The sequence below is a fragment of the Klebsiella sp. KP20-425-1 genome (assembly GCF_025813515.1).
GTDB classification, from domain to species: Bacteria; Pseudomonadota; Gammaproteobacteria; order Enterobacterales; family Enterobacteriaceae; genus Klebsiella; species Klebsiella pneumoniae.
The window spans coordinates 1,133,128-1,153,859 of sequence record NZ_CP109614.1; the positions used below are offsets into that span (position 1 = coordinate 1,133,128).

The following is a 20,732-nucleotide window of genomic DNA, read 5'->3' on the forward strand; positions in this document are numbered from 1 at the left end:
GGGGCGGGAACAGCCCTGGTCACGGCGCGAGCGCCTAACCCGAGCGACCCGCGGTGCCGTTTTTTTGTCGGGTGGCGGCTAACGCCTTACCCGACCTACAGTTTTGTAGCCCGGATAAGCGCAGCGCCATCCGGGAACCTGTTAAAACATCACCTGGCCGCCGGTGACGTTGATCGACTGCCCGGTGCAGTACGACGCCTGTGGGCTAGCGTAAAACATCAATACGTTCAGCACATCCTGATATTCGCAGCCGCGCTTCAGCGGCACCTTGTCGATGTAGTACTGCTCGACTTCGCTCTCATCGATACCGAGCTTGGTGGCATACTGCGGCAGCAGCGACTGGAACATCGGCGACTTCAGCAGATTGCCGAGCATCAGCGAATGCACGGTAATGCCATATTCCGCCAGATCCAGCGCCAGCGACTGGGTCAGCCCGACGCCGCCGAACTTCGCCGCGCTGTAGCCGGAGTTGTGCTTACTGCCGACTTTGCCGGATTTCGAGTTGATCTGAATGATCCGCCCCTTAATGCCGTCGCGGATCATCAACCGCGAGAACTCGCGGGCGCAGAGAAAATAGCCCACCAGATTGACCTGCAGCGAGCGGTCGAAATCCCCCAGCGCGAAGTCGCTAATAAACGCCGCCTTGGCGATCCCGGCGCTGTATACCAGCAGGTCGACGCGCGAAAAAATCTCATCCACCCCGTGGGCCAGGGCGGTGACGCTGGCCTCGCTGGTGGCGTCGGCGCCGAAGCCGTACGCCATACCTTCGCCATATTCAGCGTTAATCTCCTGGGCGACGCGGCTGGCTTTTTCACTTTGAATATCGACCACCGCCACGCGGTAGCCCTCGGCGGCCAGCCCGCGGCACAGAAACTCTCCTAAGGTTTGTCCACCGCCAATGACAACAGCAACCTGATTCATCTCTCTCTCCTTTTAAGCAACAAACTTCAGTACGCAGCCGGGCGCGATGGCGTCCGGCACCGGGCCCGCCACATGGACGGTACCTGGGAACTCCGCTTCACGATGGCCGTCAAAGCGCAGGGTGATGTGGCCCAGCTCGCGCAGGTTTTGTTCAGCGACCTCGCCGACGGCGGTCACCGGGTAGCGCTGTTCGCCAAGCTGCAGCTCTGCCCCCGGCTGCAGCGTGCCAGCAAGCTCGCCGTGGTTGTGAATAAAGCAGTACTCTTCGATATCCGCCGGGGCGCCCTCGCGGAAGGTGATCAGCATTTGCTCTTCCAGCGCCATCGTCGCGCAGGCGCCGATGTGCGTAATGGTGGTCTGGTAAATCACAGTCATCTGCAGGAACCTCTTACTGGTAAATAAATCCGGAAACGAACCACGCGATCAGCACCGTTGGTGCGCCGGTCAGAAAGCGGCTGACCAGCACCGACGGCACGCCGACGCGCACGGTATCCTGGCGGGCTTCGGCTAGCGACAGGCCTACCGGAATAAAATCGCAGGCGGCCTGGGCGTTAATGGCGAATAGGGCGGGCAGGGCGAGGTGCGGCGGAATGTTGCCGAGGCCGATTTGAACGCCGATCAGCACGCCGATCACCTGAGCTATCACCGCGCCGGGGCCGAGAAACGGCGACAGTAGCGGGAAGGAGCAGATCAGCGCCAGGGTCACCAGCCCCAGCGGATGGCTGGCAAGCGGCGCCAGGCCGTGGGCAATCCAGTCGCCGATGCCGGAGGCCATGATGATGCCGATCAGCGCCGAGACGAAGGCCATAAACGGCAGAATGGTTTTCAGCACCGTATCAATGGTGTCGCGCCCGGCCTGGAACAGCACCGCCACCACCGAACCCATGCCCATCCCGACCTTCGCCAGCAGGCCATCGCTCTGTTCAGTAATCTTCTTGCTGGTGTCGTAATCGCGACCCGCGCTCTTGTTTTCCGCCGGCGGCTCGGAAACCCCTGCGCTGTCGGGAGCGATGCACTGGATGTTGTCCTCTTTGACGCCGGAGACATAAATATCTTCCGTGATGTACTGGGCCAGCGGCCCTGATTTGCCGGTGGCATGGATATTCACCGTCGGGATGCGGCGCTTAGGATAGAGCCCGCAGCGCAGGGTGCCCCCGCAGTCGATAATTGCCACGCCTATGTCGCTTTCCGCTGGTTCCCCCTCTTTAAACCCGTCCACCGGCTGCCAGCCGGTCAGGCTGGCGATGCGGTCAACAATCGCCGGGCGGGTGCCGGCGGTGATATAGACGATCTTTTTGCCTTCGACGGCGTCGAGCTCAAGCGGGCCGCCCCAGCCGCCGGTGCCTTTCTCTATACGAATACGGGTCATGATGTCGCTCCTGACAGATGCACTTTCTGGGAAAGCTGAATCGCCATTTTTCTCTCGAAAATCGAGGTGGTCAGGTCGGTGACCCAGCCGCGGAAGAAGTTAGTCACCAGGCCAACCAGCAGGTAGCTCACCGCCAGCGGACCGAGCGGTAGGCCGAGGGTAGTGAGGCCGTTGGCGATGCCGAGATAGACGAACAGCTCGCCGGGGTTGATATGTGGAAACAGCCCGTTCATTGAGTGGCAGCTATACGACGCCGCCGCGTAATAGCTGGGCTTGTACTTCTCTGGCATAAACCGGCCGAGGCTTAACGTCATTGGGTTACAAAACACGAAGGTGCCGATGCAGGGTAGCAGCAGGTAGCGGGAGATTGGGTTTCCGGCGCAGCGCTGCGCCAGCTTCTCGATCCGCTGCTGGCCGATAAAGTTGATCAGCGCGTTCATGATCACCAGCAGGCTGATCAGCAAGGGGAGGATCCCGGTCACCATGCCGGTAAATACCTCGCCGCCTTTCTGAAACAGGCCGATAAACCACTCCGCGCCGTGGGTCACGACGTCAATCATTGTTCTCTCCTTCAGCATGTTATTTTTCTTGCTAATCGCAGGCTGATTTTAATCATTTTGAAAGGTTTAAAAGTGTTAAATGGATCGCAAAATGAAAGATAAATATTTTATTTTGAAAGATGATGCGGGCGAGATGAAATGTTGCAGGGCATAAAAGCACGCAGGGGAGGAGCCGTTGAAGGACTATTTTGTCTACAAACAGATTGTCGCTTTCTTGTTGGTCGTCGCATGCTTTACCATAATTATCCCTTGCTGAATTTGTTAAACGGAATTCCCATGTTGAAGCGTCGCTATCTGGCTTTACTTCCCCTTTGTGTGCTCCTCGCTGCCTGCAGCAGCAAACCCAAGACCCCCGCGGAAACGGAGATGGCGAGTGGAACCGGCGGCTTTTTGCTGGAACCGCAGCATAACGTGATGCAGATGGGCGGCGACTTCGCCAACAACCCGGCGGCGGCGCAGTTTATCGATAAGATGGTGGCGAAGCACGGCTTCGACAGGCAGCAGCTGCAGGAGATCCTGTCGCAGGCAAAGCGCCTGGATTACGTCCTGCGGCTGATGGATCGTCAGGCGCCGACCGGCCTGCCGCCAACCGGGCCGACCGGCGCCTGGCTGCGCTATAAGAAACAGTTCATTACCCCGGATAATGTGCAGAACGGCGTGGTGTTCTGGAATCAGTATCAGGACGCGCTCAACCGCGCTTATCAGGTTTACGGCGTGCCGCCGGAAATCATCGTCGGCATTATCGGCGTGGAGACTCGCTGGGGCCGGGTGATGGGCAAAACCCGGATCCTCGACGCGCTGGCGACGCTGTCGTTTAGCTACCCGCGCCGCGCCGAATACTTCTCGTCGGAGCTGGAAACTTTCCTGCTAATGGCGCGCAGCGAAAGCGACGACCCGCTGGATCTGAAAGGCTCTTTCGCCGGGGCGATGGGCTACGGCCAGTTTATGCCGTCCTCCTATAAGCAGTATGCGGTCGATTTTAACGGTGACGGACATATCAACCTGTGGGACCCGGTGGATGCTATCGGCAGCGTGGCCAACTACTTCAAACAGCATGGCTGGGTGAGCGGCGATCTGGTGGCGGTGCAGGCGCTGGGGCAGGCCCCGGGGCTGGAGAATGGTTTCAAGACTAAATACAGCGTTTCGCAGCTGGCGGCCGCAGGGCTGACCCCGACCCAGCCGCTGGGTAACCATCAGCAGGCCAGCCTGCTGCGGCTGGACGTCGGCACCGGCTATGAGTACTGGTACGGGCTGCCGAACTTCTACACCATCACCCGCTACAACCACAGCACCCACTACGCGATGGCCGTCTGGCAGCTGGGCCTGGCGGTTGCGCAGGCCCGCGGCGGTTATTAATCCTTTCATCCGGCTGACAATTTCCCCAGCCTCCCCGGATAGCGGCGCGTAGCGCCTTATCCGGGCTACGGTCTGGTATCCGGTTGCTAGCCCCGGTAAGCGCAGCGCGACCGGGGGAGAGTTCAATGACAGCTTGTCGCCCATCGGCAACACTGCGGCTACGTTACGCGCCGTCATCCGCACGTTGGCGGCGGAGTTCGCCAGCGCTTTATCCGGGTTACGGTCTGGTATCCGGTTGCTAGCCACGGTAAGCGCAGCGCGACCGGGGGATGACGCCGGGGAGGCCGCGCTTATCCCCCCGTTTTTCCCGTCTCCATGCCTCTTGTTGACCTTTGTTACATTTCCGCTGACTGACGCTGATTTACATTCTTTCTTCGCTTCGTTATTGTTATGTTATAACATTAAATTGAGGCGGGGATATGTTCACATCGATTTTTATGGCATCCGGCGCGGCGCGCGCGGCTATCGCAGGCGTGCTGCTGGCGGCGCTATGGTTAGCAACTTGGTGGGCGGTGACGCTGCCATGATTGAACTGGAGCAGCTGGTCGCCGGCTATGACGGGGTAGCGATCACCCCTCCGCTGAGCGGGATGATATGCCCCGGCAGCCTGACGGCGATTGTTGGCCTCAATGGCTGCGGAAAATCAACGCTGCTGAAAACCCTCGCCGGGTTTCTTCCGCCGGTCAGTGGCCGCCTGCGCTGGCAGGGAAAACGGCCGGTGATCGGCTGGCTGGCGCAGCGCCATGCCCTCGAGTCGCAGTTTCCTCTCAACGTGCAGGATGTGGTAAGCCAGGGCGCATGGCCCGGCGTGTCGCTGCTGCGCGGTCTGGGGGGCGGCACCCGGCGACGCATCGGCGCGGTGCTGGAGCGGGTCGGGCTGGCGGGCCTGGCGAAAACGCCGATCGAAGCGCTCTCCGGCGGCCAGTTTCAGCGCATGCTATTTGCCCGGGTGATGGTGCAGCAGGCGCCGCTGGTGATGCTCGACGAGCCCTTCACCGGTATCGACGAAGCGACCAGTCGCGAACTAATGGATTTGATCCTCGAGATGCACCGGCAGGGACAGACCATCCTGGCGGTGCTGCATGATAACCAGCGGGTGGCCGACTTTTTCCCCGAGACGCTGCTGCTGACTCCCCAGCGCGCCTGCTGGGGCGCTACCCGGGCGGTGCTCCCGGCCTTCAGTCATGTGAGGTCGGCATGATCTGGCACACCTTCTTTCAGCCTTTCATTGAATTCGGCTTTATGCGTCGGGCACTCGTGGTGTGTCTGGCGCTGTCGCTGAGCACCACCATGCTGGGCGTCTTCCTGCTGCTGCGGCGCATGAGCCTGATGGGCGATGCGCTGTCGCACGCCATTCTCCCCGGCGTGGCGGTGGGGTATCTGCTGAGCGGCATGTCGCTGCTGGCCATGACCCTCGGCGGCTTCATCGCCGGCATCGTGGTTGCCCTGGTGGCCGGGTGGGTGAGCCGGCGGACACCGTTAAAAGAGGACGCCAGTTTTGCCGGATTTTATCTGGGCTCGCTGGCCCTGGGCGTCACCCTGGTGTCGCTGCGCGGCTCCAGCGTGGACCTCCTGCATCTGCTGTTTGGCTCCATTCTGGCGGTCGACCGCGATGCGGCGCTGTTTGTCAGCGGCGTCGCCAGCCTGACGCTATTGTGCATTGCGCTGTGCTACCGCGGTCTGGTCAGCGAGGCGTTCGACAGCGCCTGGCTGCAGGTGAATCACCGGCGGCTGCCTGCGCTGCTGCATGGGCTTTTTCTGGCGCTGCTGGTGCTTAATCTGGTGGCCGGGTTTCAGGTGCTCGGCACGCTGATGGCGGTAGGGGTAATGATGCTCCCGGCGGTCGCCGCGCGCTGCTGGGCGCGCACGCTGCCGGGCATTCTGCTGCTGGCGGCGGGAATGGGCGCGCTCTGCGCCTGGCTGGGATTAAGCCTCTCCTGGGCGATTAGTCTTCCCGCCGGGCCCGCTATTGTGCTGACCGCCAGCGCACTGTTTTTTGTTTCGCTATTTTTTGGCACGCGCAGCCGGCTGCTGGTCGGTTGGCGCACATTGATGGGGTAAGGAAATGATGAAACGTAGTGCAATAGTGGTCGCGCTGGCCCTCGGCCTGATGGCGCAGGGGGCCATGGCGAAAACGCTGAATGTGGTAAGCAGTTTTTCGGTGTTGGGTGATATAGCGCAGCAGGTCGGCGGGGAGCATGTCCATGTGGATACCCTGGTCGGCCCGGACGGCGATCCGCACACCTTCGAACCGTCTCCGAAGGATAGCGCGCTGCTCAGCAAGGCCGACGTGGTGGTGGTTAACGGCCTGGGGCTGGAAGGGTGGCTGGATCGCCTGATTAAGGCCTCTGGTTTTAAGGGCGAGCTGGTGGTGGCATCGAAAGGCGTCAAGACCCATGCCCTTGATGAAGAGGGTAAAACGGTGACCGATCCCCACGCCTGGAACAGCGCAGCGAACGGCGCATTGTATGCGCAGAATATCCTCGATGGTCTGGTGAAAGCCGACCCGGAAGATAAAGCGGCGTTGACCAGCAGCGGCAAGCGCTATATCGACCAGCTGACGTCTCTCGACGGCTGGGCGAAAGCGCAATTCAGCGCCATTCCGCTGGCCAAGCGCAAGGTCCTGACCAGCCATGACGCTTTCGGCTATTTTGGCCGGGCTTATCACGTGACCTTCCTCGCGCCACAGGGGCTCTCTTCAGAGAGCGAGGCCAGCGCGGCGCAGGTGGCGGCGCTGATTAAGCAAATCAAAGCGGATGGCGTCCATACCTGGTTTATGGAGAACCAGCTTGACCCGCGGCTGGTGAAGCAGATTGCCAGCGCCACCGGCGCGCAGCCGGGGGGCGAACTCTATCCGGAAGCGCTATCTAAGCCGGGCGGCGTCGCCGATAGTTACGTCAAAATGATGCGTCACAACGTTGAGCTTATCGCTAACAGCATGAAGTAACAGGTTGTCTGGTCGTCCTGGTTATCACAGGACGACCCATTTCTGGATCCCCCCTCGTAAAATCGCCGCTTCATCCCCATATCTCTGTCGAAAGTGCTATCTTTGATGGCCTCTTTATCCAGAGCAAAGCGGGGCGATAATGACCGATTCAGAATTAATGCAGCTAAGCGAGAAGATTGGCCGGGCGCTGAAGGCGCGTGGGGCGACGGTGACCACGGCGGAATCCTGTACCGGCGGCTGGATTGCGAAAGCGATCACCGATATTGCCGGCAGCTCGGCGTGGTTTGAACGCGGCTTTGTCACCTACAGCAACGAAGCTAAATCGCAAATGATCGGCGTCAGCGAAGCGACGCTGCGCGACAACGGCGCGGTAAGCGAACCGGTGGTGGTGGAGATGGCGATTGGCGCGCTGCGCGCGGCGCGTGCGGATTATGCCATCTCCGTTAGCGGCGTCGCCGGGCCGGATGGCGGCAGCGTCGAAAAGCCGGTCGGCACGGTATGGTTCGGCGTCGCCAGCGTGAGCGGGCAAGGGGTGACGCGGCGGGAATGCTTTGCCGGAGACCGCGAAGCGGTGCGTCGTCAGGCGACGGCCTATGCGCTAAATCTGCTCTGGCAACAATTTCTACAAAACACTTGATACTGTATGACCATACAGTATAATTGCCTCAACTGAACAAATATTAACGGCGAAGCGAACACGCTTTACCCTGCATGATTAGGAGTAACAATGGCGATCGACGAAAACAAACAGAAAGCGTTGGCGGCTGCACTGGGCCAGATCGAAAAGCAATTCGGTAAAGGCTCCATCATGCGCCTGGGTGAAGACCGCACCATGGATGTGGAAACCATCTCCACCGGCTCGCTTTCTCTGGATATCGCGCTGGGCGCCGGCGGTCTGCCAATGGGCCGTATCGTCGAGATCTACGGTCCGGAATCCTCCGGTAAAACCACCCTGACGCTACAGGTTATCGCCGCAGCGCAGCGTGAAGGTAAAACCTGTGCGTTCATCGATGCTGAACATGCGCTGGATCCTGTCTATGCACGCAAACTGGGCGTCGATATCGACAACCTGCTGTGTTCTCAGCCGGACACCGGCGAGCAGGCGCTGGAGATCTGTGACGCGCTGGCGCGCTCTGGTGCGGTTGATGTTATCGTCGTCGACTCCGTCGCGGCGTTGACGCCGAAAGCGGAAATCGAAGGCGAAATCGGCGACTCTCACATGGGCCTTGCGGCGCGTATGATGAGCCAGGCGATGCGTAAGCTGGCGGGTAACCTGAAGCAGTCCAACACGCTGCTGATCTTTATCAACCAGATCCGTATGAAAATTGGCGTGATGTTCGGTAACCCGGAAACCACTACCGGTGGTAACGCGCTGAAGTTCTACGCCTCTGTGCGTCTGGACATTCGCCGCATCGGCGCGGTGAAAGAGGGCGACAACGTCGTCGGCAGCGAAACCCGCGTCAAAGTGGTGAAAAACAAGATCGCCGCGCCGTTTAAACAGGCCGAATTCCAGATCCTCTACGGCGAAGGCATCAACTTCTACGGCGAGCTGGTAGACCTCGGCGTGAAAGAGAAGCTGATTGAGAAAGCGGGTGCCTGGTATAGCTACAACGGCGACAAAATCGGTCAGGGTAAAGCGAACGCGATCACCTGGCTGAAAGAGAACCCGGCGGCGGCGAAAGAGATTGAGAAGAAAGTGCGCGAACTGCTGCTCAACAATCAGGATGCGAAGCCAGACTTCGTTGTTGACGGCAACGACGCAGAAGAAACCGAACAGGATTTCTGATATCGTCTGCAAGACTGACAGGGCTGCTTAGGCAGCCCTTTTGCTTTGTGAGATTATCGAGGTGCCTGTGACTGAACCTTCATCACGCCGCTCCGGCTACGCCCGCCTGCTGGACCGTGCTATCCGCATTCTGGCGATGCGCGACCACAGCGAGCAGGAGCTGCGACGCAAGCTGGTCGCTCCGGTGATGAGCAAAAACGGTCCTGAGGCGCTGGACGCCACCCCCGACGAGCTGGAGCAGGTTGTCGCCTGGTGTATCGAAAACCGCTACCTTGACGACAACCGCTTCGTCGGCCAGTTCATCGCCAGCCGGAGCCGCAAAGGCTATGGTCCGGCGCGCATTCGCCAGGAGCTCAGCCAGAAAGGCATTGCGCGCCAGGTCGTTGACCAGGCGATGCGCGAATGCGATATCGACTGGGTGAGCCTTGCCAGGGAGCAGGCACAGCGTAAATACGGCGAACCGTTACCTTCCGCCTTTACTGAAAAAGTGAAAGTTCAGCGATTCCTGCTTTACCGCGGCTACCTGATGGAAGATATCCAGGAAATCTGGCGAAATTTTGCAGATTGACCCATCCGGGATTTTACTTCGCCGTAAAGAAAACTTATCTTATTCCCACTTTATTCCGTCGGGCCGCTGGTTGTGACTGTGCAGGCAGCGGCCTGGGCGATTATTCCTTTACACAAAATCATTCAAGCTGCATCAGGGCGGCAAGAGAGACTCTCTTTCGCAACGTACGTCAGTTCGGTGCCGGAAGAGCAAGCGCAGCCAGGACAGAGGCGACTTGAAGGATGACGTGTAGCTTGATTTCAGGATAATTATGAGCAAGAGCACCGCTGAGATCCGTCAGGCGTTTCTCGACTTTTTCCATAGCAAGGGACATCAGGTAGTTGCCAGCAGCTCCCTGGTGCCGCACAACGATCCGACCCTGCTGTTTACCAATGCAGGGATGAACCAGTTCAAGGATGTCTTCCTTGGTCTCGACAAACGTAATTATTCGCGTGCGACCACCGCACAGCGTTGCGTGCGTGCGGGTGGTAAACACAACGATCTGGAAAACGTCGGTTACACCGCGCGTCACCACACCTTCTTTGAAATGCTGGGCAACTTCAGCTTTGGCGATTACTTCAAGCAGGATGCCATCAAATACGCGTGGGAACTGCTGACCGGTGAGAACTGGTTCGCGCTGCCGAAAGAAAAACTGTGGGTTACCGTTTACGAGACCGATGACGAAGCTTTCGACATCTGGGCCAATGAAGTAGGCGTTCCGCGCGAGCGTATTATCCGCATCGGCGACAACAAAGGCGCGCCGTTTGCTTCTGACAACTTCTGGCAGATGGGCGACACCGGTCCGTGCGGCCCGTGCACCGAAATCTTCTTTGACCACGGCGATCACATCTGGGGCGGCCCTCCGGGAAGCCCGGAAGAAGATGGCGACCGTTACATTGAGATTTGGAACATCGTCTTCATGCAGTTCAACCGTCAGGCTGACGGTACCATGGAGCCGCTGCCGAAGCCGTCCGTCGACACCGGTATGGGTCTGGAGCGTATTGCCGCGGTGCTGCAGCACGTTAACTCCAACTATGACATCGACCTGTTCCGCGATCTGATCGCCAGCGTGGCGAAAGTCACCGGCGCGACCGATCTGACGAACAAGTCGCTGCGCGTTATCGCCGACCACATTCGCTCCTGCGCCTTCCTGGTTGCCGACGGCGTGATCCCGTCGAATGAAAACCGCGGCTACGTGCTGCGTCGTATCATTCGCCGCGCGATCCGTCACGGCAACATGCTGGGCGCGAAGGACACCTTCTTCTGGAAACTGGTTGCCCCGCTGATCGATGTGATGGGCTCCGCCGGCGACGAGCTGAAGCAGCAGCAGGCTCAGGTTGAGCAGGTGCTGAAAACCGAAGAAGAGCAGTTTGCCCGCACCCTCGAGCGCGGCCTGGCGCTGCTGGATGAGGAGCTGTCGAAGCTGAAAGGCGACACCCTGGACGGCGAAACCGCCTTCCGTCTGTACGACACCTACGGCTTCCCGGTCGACCTGACCGCCGATGTGTGCCGCGAGCGCAACATCAAGGTTGACGAAGCTGGTTTTGAAGCCGCGATGGAAGAGCAGCGCCGCCGCGCGCGCGAGTCCAGCGGTTTCGGCGCCGACTATAATGCGATGATCCGCGTTGACGGCGCCTCTGAATTTAAAGGCTACGATCATCTGGAGCTGAACGGCAAGGTTACCGCCCTGTTTATCGACGGCAAAGCGGTGGATAGCGTTAGCGCTGGCCAGGAAGCGGTGGTGATCCTTGACCAGACCCCGTTCTATGCGGAGTCCGGCGGCCAGGTGGGCGATAAAGGCGAATTAAAAGGCGCGGGCTTCTCCTTCGCAGTCAGCGACACGCAGAAGTACGGTCAGGCTATTGGTCATATCGGTAAAGTCGCCAGCGGCTCACTGAAAGTGGGTGACGCGGTGCAGGCCGACGTAGATGAGGCTCGCCGTCAGCGTATCCGTCTCAACCACTCCGCGACGCACCTGATGCACGCGGCGCTGCGCCAGGTGCTCGGCACCCATGTGGCGCAGAAAGGTTCGCTGGTCAATGATAAAGCGCTGCGCTTTGACTTCTCGCATTTTGAAGCGATGAAGCCGGAAGAAATTCGTGCGGTGGAAGACCTGGTCAACGCGCAGATCCGTCGTAACCTGGCTATCGAAACCAACATTATGGATATCGATGCCGCGCGCGCATCCGGCGCCATGGCGCTGTTTGGCGAGAAATACGACGATCGCGTGCGCGTTCTGCGGATGGGCGACTTCTCCACGGAGCTGTGCGGCGGGACTCACGCGGCGCGTACCGGCGATATCGGCCTGTTCCGCATCACGTCAGAGTCCGGCACCGCTGCTGGCGTGCGCCGTATCGAAGCGGTGACTGGCGAAGGCGCGATGGCCATCCTGCATGCGCAGAGCGATCAGCTCAATGATATCGCTCAGCTGCTGAAGGGTGACAGCCACAATCTCGGCGAGAAGGTTCGCGCCGCGCTGGAGCGTACCCGTCAGCTGGAAAAAGAGCTGCAGCAGCTGAAAGAGCAGGCTGCGGCGCAGGAGAGCGCAAACCTCTCCAGCAAAGCGGAAGAGATTAACGGCGTTAAGCTGCTGGTCAGCGAACTGACCGGCGTTGAGCCGAAAATGCTGCGTACCATGGTTGACGATCTGAAGAACCAGCTCGGTTCGACGATCGTTGTATTAGCTACGGTAGCGGATGGTAAGGTTTCTCTGATTGCAGGTGTGTCTAAGGATGTGACAGACCGCGTGAAAGCAGGGGAGCTGGTTGGTATGGTCGCTCAGCAGGTGGGCGGTAAAGGGGGCGGTCGTCCGGATATGGCGCAGGCCGGTGGTACCGATGCGTCTGCTCTCCCTGCAGCGTTAGCCAGTGTGAAAGGCTGGGTCAGCGCAAAACTGTAATAACTATAAACGCATTTACCCTAAATAATTCGAGTTGCAGGAAGGCGGCGACGCAGCGAATCCCCAGGAGCTTACTCAAGTAAGTGACTGGGGTGAGCGAGGAAAGCCAACACACATGCAACTTGAAGTATGACGGGTATAGGTGCCATAACCAGAGGGTTGCGGCACCTTGCGTCAGAAACACTGATAACGATAAAGTCGGGTTGAAATTGTGTATATCGGCTAAACTTAGGTTTAACAGAATGTGATGCCATGACTGCTTATACCCTAAGGTATTTGTCATCGCTTACTTTTTGGCGTTATATGATGGATAATGCCGGGATACGAGAGACCCGACTCTTTTAATCTTTCAAGGAGCAAAGAATGCTGATTCTGACTCGTCGAGTTGGTGAGACCCTCATGATTGGAGATGAGGTCACTGTGACAGTTTTAGGGGTGAAGGGTAACCAGGTTCGTATTGGCGTAAACGCCCCTAAAGAAGTGTCTGTTCACCGTGAAGAGATCTACCAGCGTATTCAGGCTGAAAAATCCCAGCAGTCCAGTTACTAAGGTTTCCGCGCCTCGCTGTGCAGTGAGGCGCATCACTTACCGCCGCTTTTTCCCTTTTTCTGTTTTTTCCCCCTGCGCCATACCGCTTTTCATTACCCTTTGCCGCTTTGGTCGTTTGGCGTTATGCCAGCGTCAGGGCTGATTTCCTGTTGATAAATTGCCCTTTTTGCCGTTTTTGCACGCGAATTGCGTGCGAAGTGTGCAAACGAAAAAAGGTCTCGAAAAAGTGTTTGACTTATAAGTACCAGAAAGTAATATGTGCGCCATCGCAGCGACGAAGAGCAGAAACAAGTTCTTCGAAGCACTCGAAAGAGGCGTGTGTGGTGAGGTGGCCGAGAGGCTGAAGGCGCTCCCCTGCTAAGGGAGTATGCGGTCAAAAGCTGCATCCGGGGTTCGAATCCCCGCCTCACCGCCATTTTGCATCCGTAGCTCAGCTGGATAGAGTACTCGGCTACGAACCGAGCGGTCGGAGGTTCGAATCCTCCCGGATGCACCATCTTCTTTCTGAATTAAGAGAGAAGAGCGCTGTGAAAGCAGCGGCCCGCAGTGCGAGGCATAATCGAGTCACTCTACCGATTAGGCCATCATACTCAGTGTGGCATGTGTTAGTTGTGACACTGACGCGTAGTAAAGCAAGTTTCCCGATGCATCCGTAGCTCAGCTGGATAGAGTACTCGGCTACGAACCGAGCGGTCGGAGGTTCGAATCCTCCCGGATGCACCATTCTTTAATAAGAATGGCAAATCGCGAAATTTGATATCAGAATTACAGCAGTAATCCCGATGCATCCGTAGCTCAGCTGGATAGAGTACTCGGCTACGAACCGAGCGGTCGGAGGTTCGAATCCTCCCGGATGCACCATATTCTCCTTGATAACAGCGACGATGTTGTTTTATGGTCTGCGAAATTATCGCCAGCACCAGGGAGGATAACGTTGCGTAAGCAACGGCCCGTAGGGCGAGGCGCAGCCGAGTAATCCTCCCGGATGCACCATATTCTCCTTAGTAACAGCAACATTGTTGTTATCTGGTTTGCGAAACCATCGTAAGTGCCAGGAGAGTAACCCCGCAGTAAAATAGCTTTCCCGATGCATCCGTAGCTCAGCTGGATAGAGTACTCGGCTACGAACCGAGCGGTCGGAGGTTCGAATCCTCCCGGATGCACCATATTCTCCTTAATAACAGCGACGACGTTGTTTTATGGTCTGCGAAATCATCGCCAGCACCAGGGGGATAACGTTGCGTAAGCAACGGCCCGAAGGGCGAGGCGTAGCCGAGTCATCCTCCCGGATGCACCATATTCTCCTCAGTAACAACGACGATGTTGTTGCATAGGCTGCGAAATTATCGCAGCACCCGTTCTGAATGCATAATCTTCACTCTTCTCTCACCATCCCGATTACCTCGTTTTCCATCACTGGCTTCATCCTGACTTTTTTATTGGCAAGACGCGCTTTCCACTATAATTTATCCTTGTATATCAGCGTTATCAGGCTGAGATAAATGCAAGGAGAGAAATCCATGAAATGGTTCAAAGCAATACCTGCTTTTTGCGCGACGCTGCTGGTAACGACGGCCCTCGCTGGCTGTGCGGGATCGGCTACAAAGGAGAGTACGGGCGGCTATATTGACGATACCGTGGTGACCACCAAGGTGAAAACGGCGCTCTTTAACGATAAAGACATTAAGTCCTCAGAAATTAGCGTCCAGACCTTTAAAGGCCGCGTCCAGCTGAGCGGATTTGTCTCCTCCGCGGAGAGCGCTAAACGAGCCGTAGAAGTCACACGCCGAGTGCAGGGCGTGCGAATGGTCGAGAACGATCTGCGTATTAAATAAGGCTGGTTATCCGGCCTAATGTTTGGGGGCGCCTGAGGGCGCCTTTGTCGTCTGCGCCGCTGGCCGCGACAACGGCGGGCTTTTGCGTTACAGTAATCATTCCCAAACCGGTTGGTGAGAAGACAATGTACGAAGGTTACGCAGGACTGATCTTTGATATGGATGGCACCATTCTCGATACCGAGCCGACCCATCGGCAGGCATGGAACGAGGTGTTGGGCCGCTACGGTATGCGTTTCGACGAACAGGCGATGGTCGCGCTCAATGGCTCACCAACCTGGCGAATCGCCCAGGCGATTATCGAACTCAACCAGGCCGATCTCGATCCACATCGCCTGGCGCAGGAAAAAACCCAGGCCGTCAAAGCGATGCTGCTGGACAGCGTACGCCCGTTGCCGCTGATTGAGGTGGTTAAGGCATGGCACGGCCGTCGCCCGATGTCGGTGGGAACCGGCAGCGAGAGCGCCGTCGCCGAAGCGCTGCTGGCGCACCTGGGGCTGCGTCATTACTTCTCCGCGGTGGTGGCGGCCGATCATGTGGTCAACCATAAACCCGCGCCCGATACCTTCCTGCTGTGCGCCGAGCGCATGGGCGTCGCGCCGGAAAAATGCGTCGTCTTCGAAGATGCCGACTTTGGTCTGCAGGCGGCGAAGCGCGCGGGAATGGACGCAGTTGACGTGCGTTTGCTGTGAGCGACGCGCTGTCACTCACCTCGCTGTTTGCCAGTAGCTTTTTAAGTGCCACGCTGCTCCCCGGCAATTCGGAGGTTGTGCTGGTGGCTATGCTACTTGCGGGGGTCAGTCATCCGTGGTGGTTAGTATTAATAGCAACAATCGGCAATAGCCTTGGAGGGGTAACTAACGTTATTCTGGGGCGCTTGTTTCCGCTGCGCAAAACCTCGCGCTGGCAGGAGCGGGCGGCCGGCTGGCTTAAGCGCTACGGCGCGGTCACGCTCTTACTGAGCTGGGCGCCGGTTGTCGGCGATTTACTGTGTTTGCTGGCGGGATGGATGCGCATTTCCTGGGGACCGGTACTCTTTTTCTTATGCCTTGGTAAGGCGCTGCGCTATATCGCTATTGCGGCAGCGACGCTTCAGGGCATGACGTGGTGGCACTAATTGGACTGACAGTTCATCCATTACAATTATGCTTATTCAAACGATTTCGACAGGCGGGAGGTCAAATTGATCCCGGACGTATCACAGGCGCTGGCCTGGCTGGAAAAACATCCGCAGGCTCTGCAGGGTATTCAACGTGGTCTGGAGCGGGAAACGCTGCGCGTGAACGCAGACGGCACCCTTGCAACGACCGGTCACCCTCCGGCGTTAGGCTCAGCGCTGACGCATAAATGGATTACCACCGATTTTGCCGAAGCTTTACTTGAGTTCATTACGCCAGTAGATGGCGATATTGAGCATATGCTGACCTTTATGCGCGATGTCCATCGCTATACCGCGCGTCAGCTTGGCGACGAGCGGATGTGGCCGCTGAGTATGCCATGCTATATCGCCCCCGGTCAGGATATTGAGCTGGCGCAGTACGGCACCTCTAACGTGGGGCGCCTGAAAACGCTATATCGCGAGGGGCTGAAGAACCGCTATGGCGCGCTGATGCAGACTATCTCCGGCGTGCACTATAACTTCTCCCTACCGATGGCCTTCTGGCAGGCAAAATGTGGTGTGGAGGATGCCGAGAGTGGTAAAGAGGCCATTTCGGCGGGCTATTTCCGCTCAATTCGTAACTACTATCGCTTTGGCTGGGTGATCCCCTATCTGTTTGGCGCCTCGCCGGCGATTTGCTCCTCATTCCTGCAAGGCAAACCGACAACGCTGCCCTTTGAGGAAACGGGCAACGGCATGTATTACCTGCCGTATGCCACCTCGCTGCGCCTCAGCGACCTTGGTTATACCAATAAGTCGCAAAGCAATCTCGGAATTACGTTTAACGATCTGCACGAGTATGTGGCAGGATTGAAGCGGGCGATTAAAACGCCGTCGGAAGAGTACGCCAAAATCGGGCTGCAGAAAGACGGCAAGTATCTGCAGATCAACAGCAACATTCTGCAGATTGAAAATGAACTTTATGCGCCGATCCGCCCGAAACGCGTCACCCGTCGGGGCGAAACCCCGTCCGATGCGCTGTTGCGCGGTGGTATTGAGTATATCGAAGTGCGTTCGCTGGATATCAATCCGTTCTCGCCGATCGGCGTTGACGCCCAGCAGGTGCGTTTCCTCGACCTGTTTATGGTCTGGTGCGCGCTGGCCGACGCGCCGGAGATGAGCAGCGATGAGCTGCTGTGCACCCGCACCAACTGGAATCGGGTGATTCTGGAAGGGCGTAAGCCGGGCTTAACGCTGGGGATTGGCTGCGAAAGCGCGCAGTTCCCGCTGGCTCAGGTGGGCAAAGATCTGTTCCGCGATTTACGCCGCGTGGCGCAGACCCTGGACAGTATCCACGGTGGCCAGGCATATCAGCAGGTCTGCGACGAGCTGCTGGCCTGCTTTGACGATCCGGAATTAACCTTCTCAGCCCGCATTCTGCGTTCTATGATTGAAGAAGGCATTGGCGGTACCGGCCGTGCGCTTGCCGATCGTTACCGGACGCAGCTGCGCGAAGAGCCGCTGGAGATCCTGAGCGAAGACGATTTTATCGCCGAGCGCGACGCGTCGGTGGCGCGACAGAAGAAAGTGGAAGCTGAAGACAGCGAGCCGTTTGAGGCGCTGCTGGCGCGGCACGCGTAGCGCTGGAAAAGAAAAAGGCCACATCACTGTGGCCAAACTTTCATCTCTGATTCAGGGATGATGATGATAATAAATGCGCGTCTTTCATATACTGAGACTCGCGGCTGAACAAAGAGTTCATTTTATTTTAAAAAAATTCACTCCCGGAGGTGACGAATGCCGTTGTTAGATAGTTTCACAGTCGACCATACCCGAATGGAAGCCCCAGCGGTGCGTGTCGCGAAGAAAATGAACACGCCGCATGGCGATGAAATCACCGTTTTCGATCTGCGCTTCTGCGTACCGAACCAGGAAGTGATGCCGGAACGCGGTATCCACACCCTGGAGCATCTGTTCGCGGGCTTTATGCGCGATCATCTGAACGGGAATGGCGTGGAAATTATCGACATTTCGCCAATGGGCTGCCGCACCGGCTTCTATATGAGCCTGATTGGTACGCCGGACGAGCAGCGCGTCGCTGACGCCTGGAAAGCGGCGATGGCCGATGTGCTGAAGGTGAAAGATCAGAACCAGATCCCGGAGCTCAACGTCTACCAGTGCGGGACTTACACCATGCACTCGCTGGAAGAGGCCCAGGACATCGCTCGCCATATCATTGAGCGCGATGTGCGCATCAACAGCAACGACGAACTGGCGTTGCCGAAAGAAAAACTGCAGGAACTGCACATCTAGTGCTTCCGCCACGGCCCGACGCCTGTCGCCGGGCCGCTCTTCTGACGCCGCGATGACGACGACGCTTTCCTTCTCCTTTCAGCACCGCCCACTGGTGCCCTTTGCCCATGATTATGCCCATGGTGACCAGGAAGACTGGCATCAGCATGACTGCGCCCAGCTGCTGCATATACTAAGCGGCGTGGTGCGGGTCGCGACGCCGGTAGGCTACTGGGTGGTGCCGCCCGGGCGCGGCGTCTGGCTGCCGGCGGGAACGCCGCACGCGCTGCGCATGACCGGCAACGTGGCGGCGCGCACCCTGTTTATCGATCCGCTGGCGCGCGCCGATCTTCCGGCGGGCTGCCAGATCGTACAGATCACGCCGCTGCTGCGGGAACTGATCGTGTCATCCCTGGCGCTGGCGGAACGCTATGCCCCCGCCAGCCGCGACGAAAGAATTTATGAACTGATCCTCGATGAGATCCGCGGGATGGCGATCCTGCCGTTTGGCCTGCCGGAGCCGCAAAGCGAAACGCTGCGTCGGCTGTGCCAGCAGGTACGCGAGGCGCCGGGGGAGGCCTGGAGCAGCGGCCAGGCGGCGAAGGCGTGCAGCATGAGCGAGCGAACCCTAAACCGCCATTTTCAGCAGCAGACTAGCCTGACGTGGAGCGAGTGGGTGCGCCGGGCGAAGCTAATGGAAGCGCTGGTGCGCCTGGCGCAGGGCCACTCCGTGCTGCGGGTGGCGCTGGAGCTGGGCTACGGTAGCCACAGCGCCTTCAGCGCCATGTTTCGTCGGGTGATGGGCGTCGCCCCCAGCGACTATTTTCGTCCCCCGGCCTGATCGGCGGCGCTGAGCGCATTGCACAGCGCCTGCAGCGAGGCGCGCGCCACGTCATTATCGATACCCACGCCCCAGTAGCTTTCTCCTTGCGGAAAAACGCAGCGGATATAGGCCACCGACCGGCTGTCGCTGCGCGCGCCGAGCGTATGCTCATGATAGTCCTTGATCATAAACGGCTGCCGAAACAGCGCGCTGAGCCCGCTGGCTGCGGCGGAGAGCAGGCCGTTGCCCTGGCCCTGCAGGCGTCGGGTTTCGCCGTGGTGACGCAGCGTTGCCTGCAGGGAAAGCTGGCCATCCTGCTGGCTGGCGCTCTGATAATCGAGCAGCGTCAGCGCCGGCTGCGCCTGCAGCCCGTAGCGCGTGCGGAACAGTTGCCACAGCGCATGGTGGGTCATCTCTTTGCCGTCGCTATCGGTGGCCTGCTGAACGTGCTGGCTGAAGTCCTGCTGCAGCCCGCGGGGCAGTTTCAGACCATGATTTTGTTCGATAAGCCAGGCGCTGCCGCTCTTCCCCGACTGGCTGTTGACGCGGATCACCGCCTCATAGCTGCAGCCAATATCCTGCGGGTCAATGGGCAGGTAGGGCATCTGCCACGGATCGCCAGGCTGACGGGCATCAAACCCTTTTTTGATCGCATCCTGATGGGAGCCGGAGAAGGCGGTGTAAGCCAGGCTTCCCGCCCACGGGTGGCGCGGGTGAACGGGGATCTGGTTGCAGTTTTCCACCACCTCCACCACCCGGTTCATCTGCTCGAAGCGAAGCTCAGGGTCGATGCCCTGGCTGTAGAGGTTCATCGCCAAAGTCACCAGACAGACGTTGCCGGTGCGTTCGCCGTTGCCAAACAGGCAGCCTTCTACCCGATCGGCGCCGGCCATCACCGCCAGCTCGGCGCTGGCGACGCCGGTGCCGCGATCGTTATGCGGGTGCACGCTGATGCAGACCTCGCCGCGGCGGGAGAAGTGGCGGCAAAAATACTCGATCTGATCGGCATAGACGTTGGGGGTGTTGACTTCCACCGTCGCCGGCAGATTGACGATCATCGGTCGCTCGGCGCAGGGCTGCCAGACATCCGCCACCGCTTCGCAAATCTCAAGCGCAAACTCGGGCTCGGTGAAGCAGAAGGTTTCAGGCGAATATTCATATTGCCAGCGGGTCTCCGGCTGCTGTTCGCACTGCTGACGGATAAGCCGGGTGGCGCGGGTCGCGAGGGCGATCACCTCGGCCTTGTCCATGCCGAAAACCAGCTCGCGGAACAGCGGCGCGGTGGCATTGTAGAGGTGGACGGTAGCCCGGCGGGCGCCGCGCAGCGCCTCAAAGGTGCGCAGGATCAGCGGGTCTCGCGCCTGGGTCAGCACCTGGATGGTGACATCCTCCGGGATGCGCTGTTCGTCAATCAGCTGGCGGACAAAGTTGAAATCGGTTTGTGAGGCGGAAGGGAAGGCGACTTCAATCTCTTTAAAGCCGCACTCCAGCAGCAGATCCCAGAACTGCAGTTTGCGGGCGCTGTCCATGGGCTCCGCCAGCGCCTGGTTGCCGTCGCGCAGGTCAGTCGAGAGCCAGCGCGGGGCGTGACTGATTTGCCGGTCTGGCCAGCGGCGGTCAGGCAGGGCGATCGGCGGATAGGGACGGTACTTTTCAGCAGGATGGCTCAGCATAGTGTTCTCCTTAATGGTCAGCCTTTATCCTGCCCGAGCGCAGGGTGACGGGCTTTCGCAAACGAGACAGAAACTA

The 20,732-nt window shown here is 58.7% G+C and carries 20 protein-coding genes, 5 tRNA genes and 1 pseudogene; 20 read left to right on the forward strand and 6 right to left on the reverse strand.

Annotated features, from left to right (window positions below; genetic code table 11):
- Positions 1-141: 141 nt before the first annotated feature.
- Genes srlD through OHJ17_RS05640 form a run of 4 tightly spaced genes read right to left on the reverse strand, consistent with a single transcriptional unit; the run spans position 142 to position 2,850 of the window.
- Complete coding sequence (gene srlD, locus OHJ17_RS05625; protein ID WP_002914815.1) at positions 142-921, reverse strand: sorbitol-6-phosphate dehydrogenase; 780 nt, start codon at positions 919-921, stop codon at positions 142-144.
- Between the two features lie 12 nt (positions 922-933).
- A complete protein-coding gene (srlB, locus tag OHJ17_RS05630) occupies positions 934-1,296 on the reverse strand; it encodes a PTS glucitol/sorbitol transporter subunit IIA (RefSeq protein WP_004174693.1) in 363 nt (120 codons plus the stop codon).
- Positions 1,297-1,309: 13 nt separating this feature from the next.
- Positions 1,310-2,290, reverse strand: coding sequence for a PTS glucitol/sorbitol transporter subunit IIB (locus OHJ17_RS05635; RefSeq protein ID WP_004149462.1), 981 nt, complete (start codon positions 2,288-2,290; stop codon positions 1,310-1,312).
- The gene (locus OHJ17_RS05640) at positions 2,287-2,850 is read right to left on the reverse strand and encodes a PTS glucitol/sorbitol transporter subunit IIC (RefSeq protein ID WP_002914812.1); all 564 of its coding nucleotides are present in this window, start codon (positions 2,848-2,850) and stop codon (positions 2,287-2,289) included. Before OHJ17_RS05640 ends, OHJ17_RS05635 begins: the two co-directional genes overlap by 4 nt.
- Before the next feature lie 276 nt (positions 2,851-3,126).
- On the opposite strand from OHJ17_RS05640, the gene mltB reads away from it, so the two are divergent.
- Complete coding sequence (mltB, locus tag OHJ17_RS05645) at positions 3,127-4,206, forward strand: lytic murein transglycosylase B (protein ID WP_004174694.1); 1,080 nt, start codon at positions 3,127-3,129, stop codon at positions 4,204-4,206.
- Positions 4,207-4,338: 132 nt separating this feature from the next.
- Here the strand turns inward: mltB and OHJ17_RS26425 are convergent.
- Positions 4,339-4,419: pseudogene (locus tag OHJ17_RS26425) on the reverse strand (hypothetical protein); the annotation flags it as partial.
- A gap of 277 nt (positions 4,420-4,696) precedes the next feature.
- Between OHJ17_RS26425 and OHJ17_RS05650 the strand changes: the two are divergent.
- The 19 genes from OHJ17_RS05650 (at position 4,697) to OHJ17_RS05740 (ending at position 19,001) form a co-directional block, all read left to right on the forward strand.
- Entirely contained in the window at positions 4,697-5,407 is a 711-nt protein-coding gene (locus OHJ17_RS05650) for a metal ABC transporter ATP-binding protein (protein ID WP_015958867.1), read from the forward strand.
- Positions 5,404-6,267 (forward strand): metal ABC transporter permease, encoded by an 864-nt coding sequence (locus tag OHJ17_RS05655; protein WP_004149458.1) that lies wholly within the window; start codon positions 5,404-5,406, stop codon positions 6,265-6,267. Before OHJ17_RS05650 ends, OHJ17_RS05655 begins: the two co-directional genes overlap by 4 nt.
- A 7-nt stretch (positions 6,268-6,274) precedes the next feature.
- The gene (locus OHJ17_RS05660) at positions 6,275-7,153 is read left to right on the forward strand and encodes a metal ABC transporter substrate-binding protein (protein ID WP_023286807.1); all 879 of its coding nucleotides are present in this window, start codon (positions 6,275-6,277) and stop codon (positions 7,151-7,153) included.
- A 139-nt stretch (positions 7,154-7,292) separates the two neighbouring features.
- Positions 7,293-7,790: a nicotinamide-nucleotide amidase gene (gene pncC / locus OHJ17_RS05665; protein ID WP_002914771.1), complete on the forward strand. Its 498-nt coding sequence runs from the start codon at positions 7,293-7,295 to the stop codon at positions 7,788-7,790.
- 90 nt (positions 7,791-7,880) lie between these two features.
- Complete coding sequence (gene recA / locus OHJ17_RS05670) at positions 7,881-8,939, forward strand: recombinase RecA (RefSeq protein WP_002914769.1); 1,059 nt, start codon at positions 7,881-7,883, stop codon at positions 8,937-8,939.
- Positions 8,940-9,006: 67 nt separating this feature from the next.
- Positions 9,007-9,507, forward strand: a complete 501-nt coding sequence (recX, locus tag OHJ17_RS05675) for a recombination regulator RecX (RefSeq protein ID WP_002914767.1) — start codon at positions 9,007-9,009, stop codon at positions 9,505-9,507.
- 250 nt (positions 9,508-9,757) lie between these two features.
- Positions 9,758-12,385, forward strand: coding sequence for an alanine--tRNA ligase (gene alaS, locus OHJ17_RS05680; RefSeq protein ID WP_004174700.1), 2,628 nt, complete (start codon positions 9,758-9,760; stop codon positions 12,383-12,385).
- Between the two features lie 363 nt (positions 12,386-12,748).
- On the forward strand, positions 12,749-12,934 hold the full coding sequence (gene csrA / locus OHJ17_RS05685) for a carbon storage regulator CsrA (protein WP_000906486.1): 186 nt from the start codon (positions 12,749-12,751) through the stop codon (positions 12,932-12,934).
- Between the two features lie 322 nt (positions 12,935-13,256).
- Positions 13,257-13,349: transfer RNA gene (locus tag OHJ17_RS05690), tRNA-Ser, on the forward strand.
- A 4-nt stretch (positions 13,350-13,353) separates the two neighbouring features.
- Positions 13,354-13,430: transfer RNA gene (locus OHJ17_RS05695), tRNA-Arg, on the forward strand.
- A 150-nt stretch (positions 13,431-13,580) separates the two neighbouring features.
- Positions 13,581-13,657: transfer RNA gene (locus tag OHJ17_RS05700), tRNA-Arg, on the forward strand.
- A gap of 61 nt (positions 13,658-13,718) precedes the next feature.
- Positions 13,719-13,795, forward strand: a tRNA-Arg gene (locus tag OHJ17_RS05705).
- Between the two features lie 228 nt (positions 13,796-14,023).
- Positions 14,024-14,100 (forward strand) — tRNA-Arg (locus tag OHJ17_RS05710).
- A gap of 354 nt (positions 14,101-14,454) precedes the next feature.
- Complete coding sequence (locus OHJ17_RS05715; RefSeq protein ID WP_002914359.1) at positions 14,455-14,769, forward strand: BON domain-containing protein; 315 nt, start codon at positions 14,455-14,457, stop codon at positions 14,767-14,769.
- Positions 14,770-14,894: 125 nt separating this feature from the next.
- Positions 14,895-15,461 (forward strand): fructose-1-phosphate/6-phosphogluconate phosphatase, encoded by a 567-nt coding sequence (gene yqaB, locus OHJ17_RS05720; protein ID WP_004174701.1) that lies wholly within the window; start codon positions 14,895-14,897, stop codon positions 15,459-15,461.
- Entirely contained in the window at positions 15,458-15,886 is a 429-nt protein-coding gene (locus OHJ17_RS05725) for a YqaA family protein (RefSeq protein WP_002914355.1), read from the forward strand. The genes yqaB and OHJ17_RS05725 overlap by 4 nt, the downstream gene beginning before the upstream one ends.
- A 66-nt stretch (positions 15,887-15,952) precedes the next feature.
- Positions 15,953-17,509, forward strand: coding sequence for a glutamate--cysteine ligase (gshA, locus tag OHJ17_RS05730; protein ID WP_002914353.1), 1,557 nt, complete (start codon positions 15,953-15,955; stop codon positions 17,507-17,509).
- A 156-nt stretch (positions 17,510-17,665) separates the two neighbouring features.
- Positions 17,666-18,181 carry an S-ribosylhomocysteine lyase gene (luxS, locus tag OHJ17_RS05735; RefSeq protein WP_002914351.1) on the forward strand — a complete coding sequence of 172 codons (516 nt, stop codon included), beginning with the start codon at positions 17,666-17,668 and terminating at the stop codon, positions 18,179-18,181.
- 52 nt (positions 18,182-18,233) lie between these two features.
- Complete coding sequence (locus tag OHJ17_RS05740; protein WP_004149452.1) at positions 18,234-19,001, forward strand: AraC family transcriptional regulator; 768 nt, start codon at positions 18,234-18,236, stop codon at positions 18,999-19,001.
- Here OHJ17_RS05740 and leuA read toward each other — a convergent pair.
- Positions 18,980-20,656, reverse strand: a complete 1,677-nt coding sequence (gene leuA, locus OHJ17_RS05745) for a 2-isopropylmalate synthase (RefSeq protein ID WP_004185353.1) — start codon at positions 20,654-20,656, stop codon at positions 18,980-18,982. The genes OHJ17_RS05740 and leuA overlap by 22 nt on opposite strands.
- Positions 20,657-20,732 lie beyond the last annotated feature (76 nt).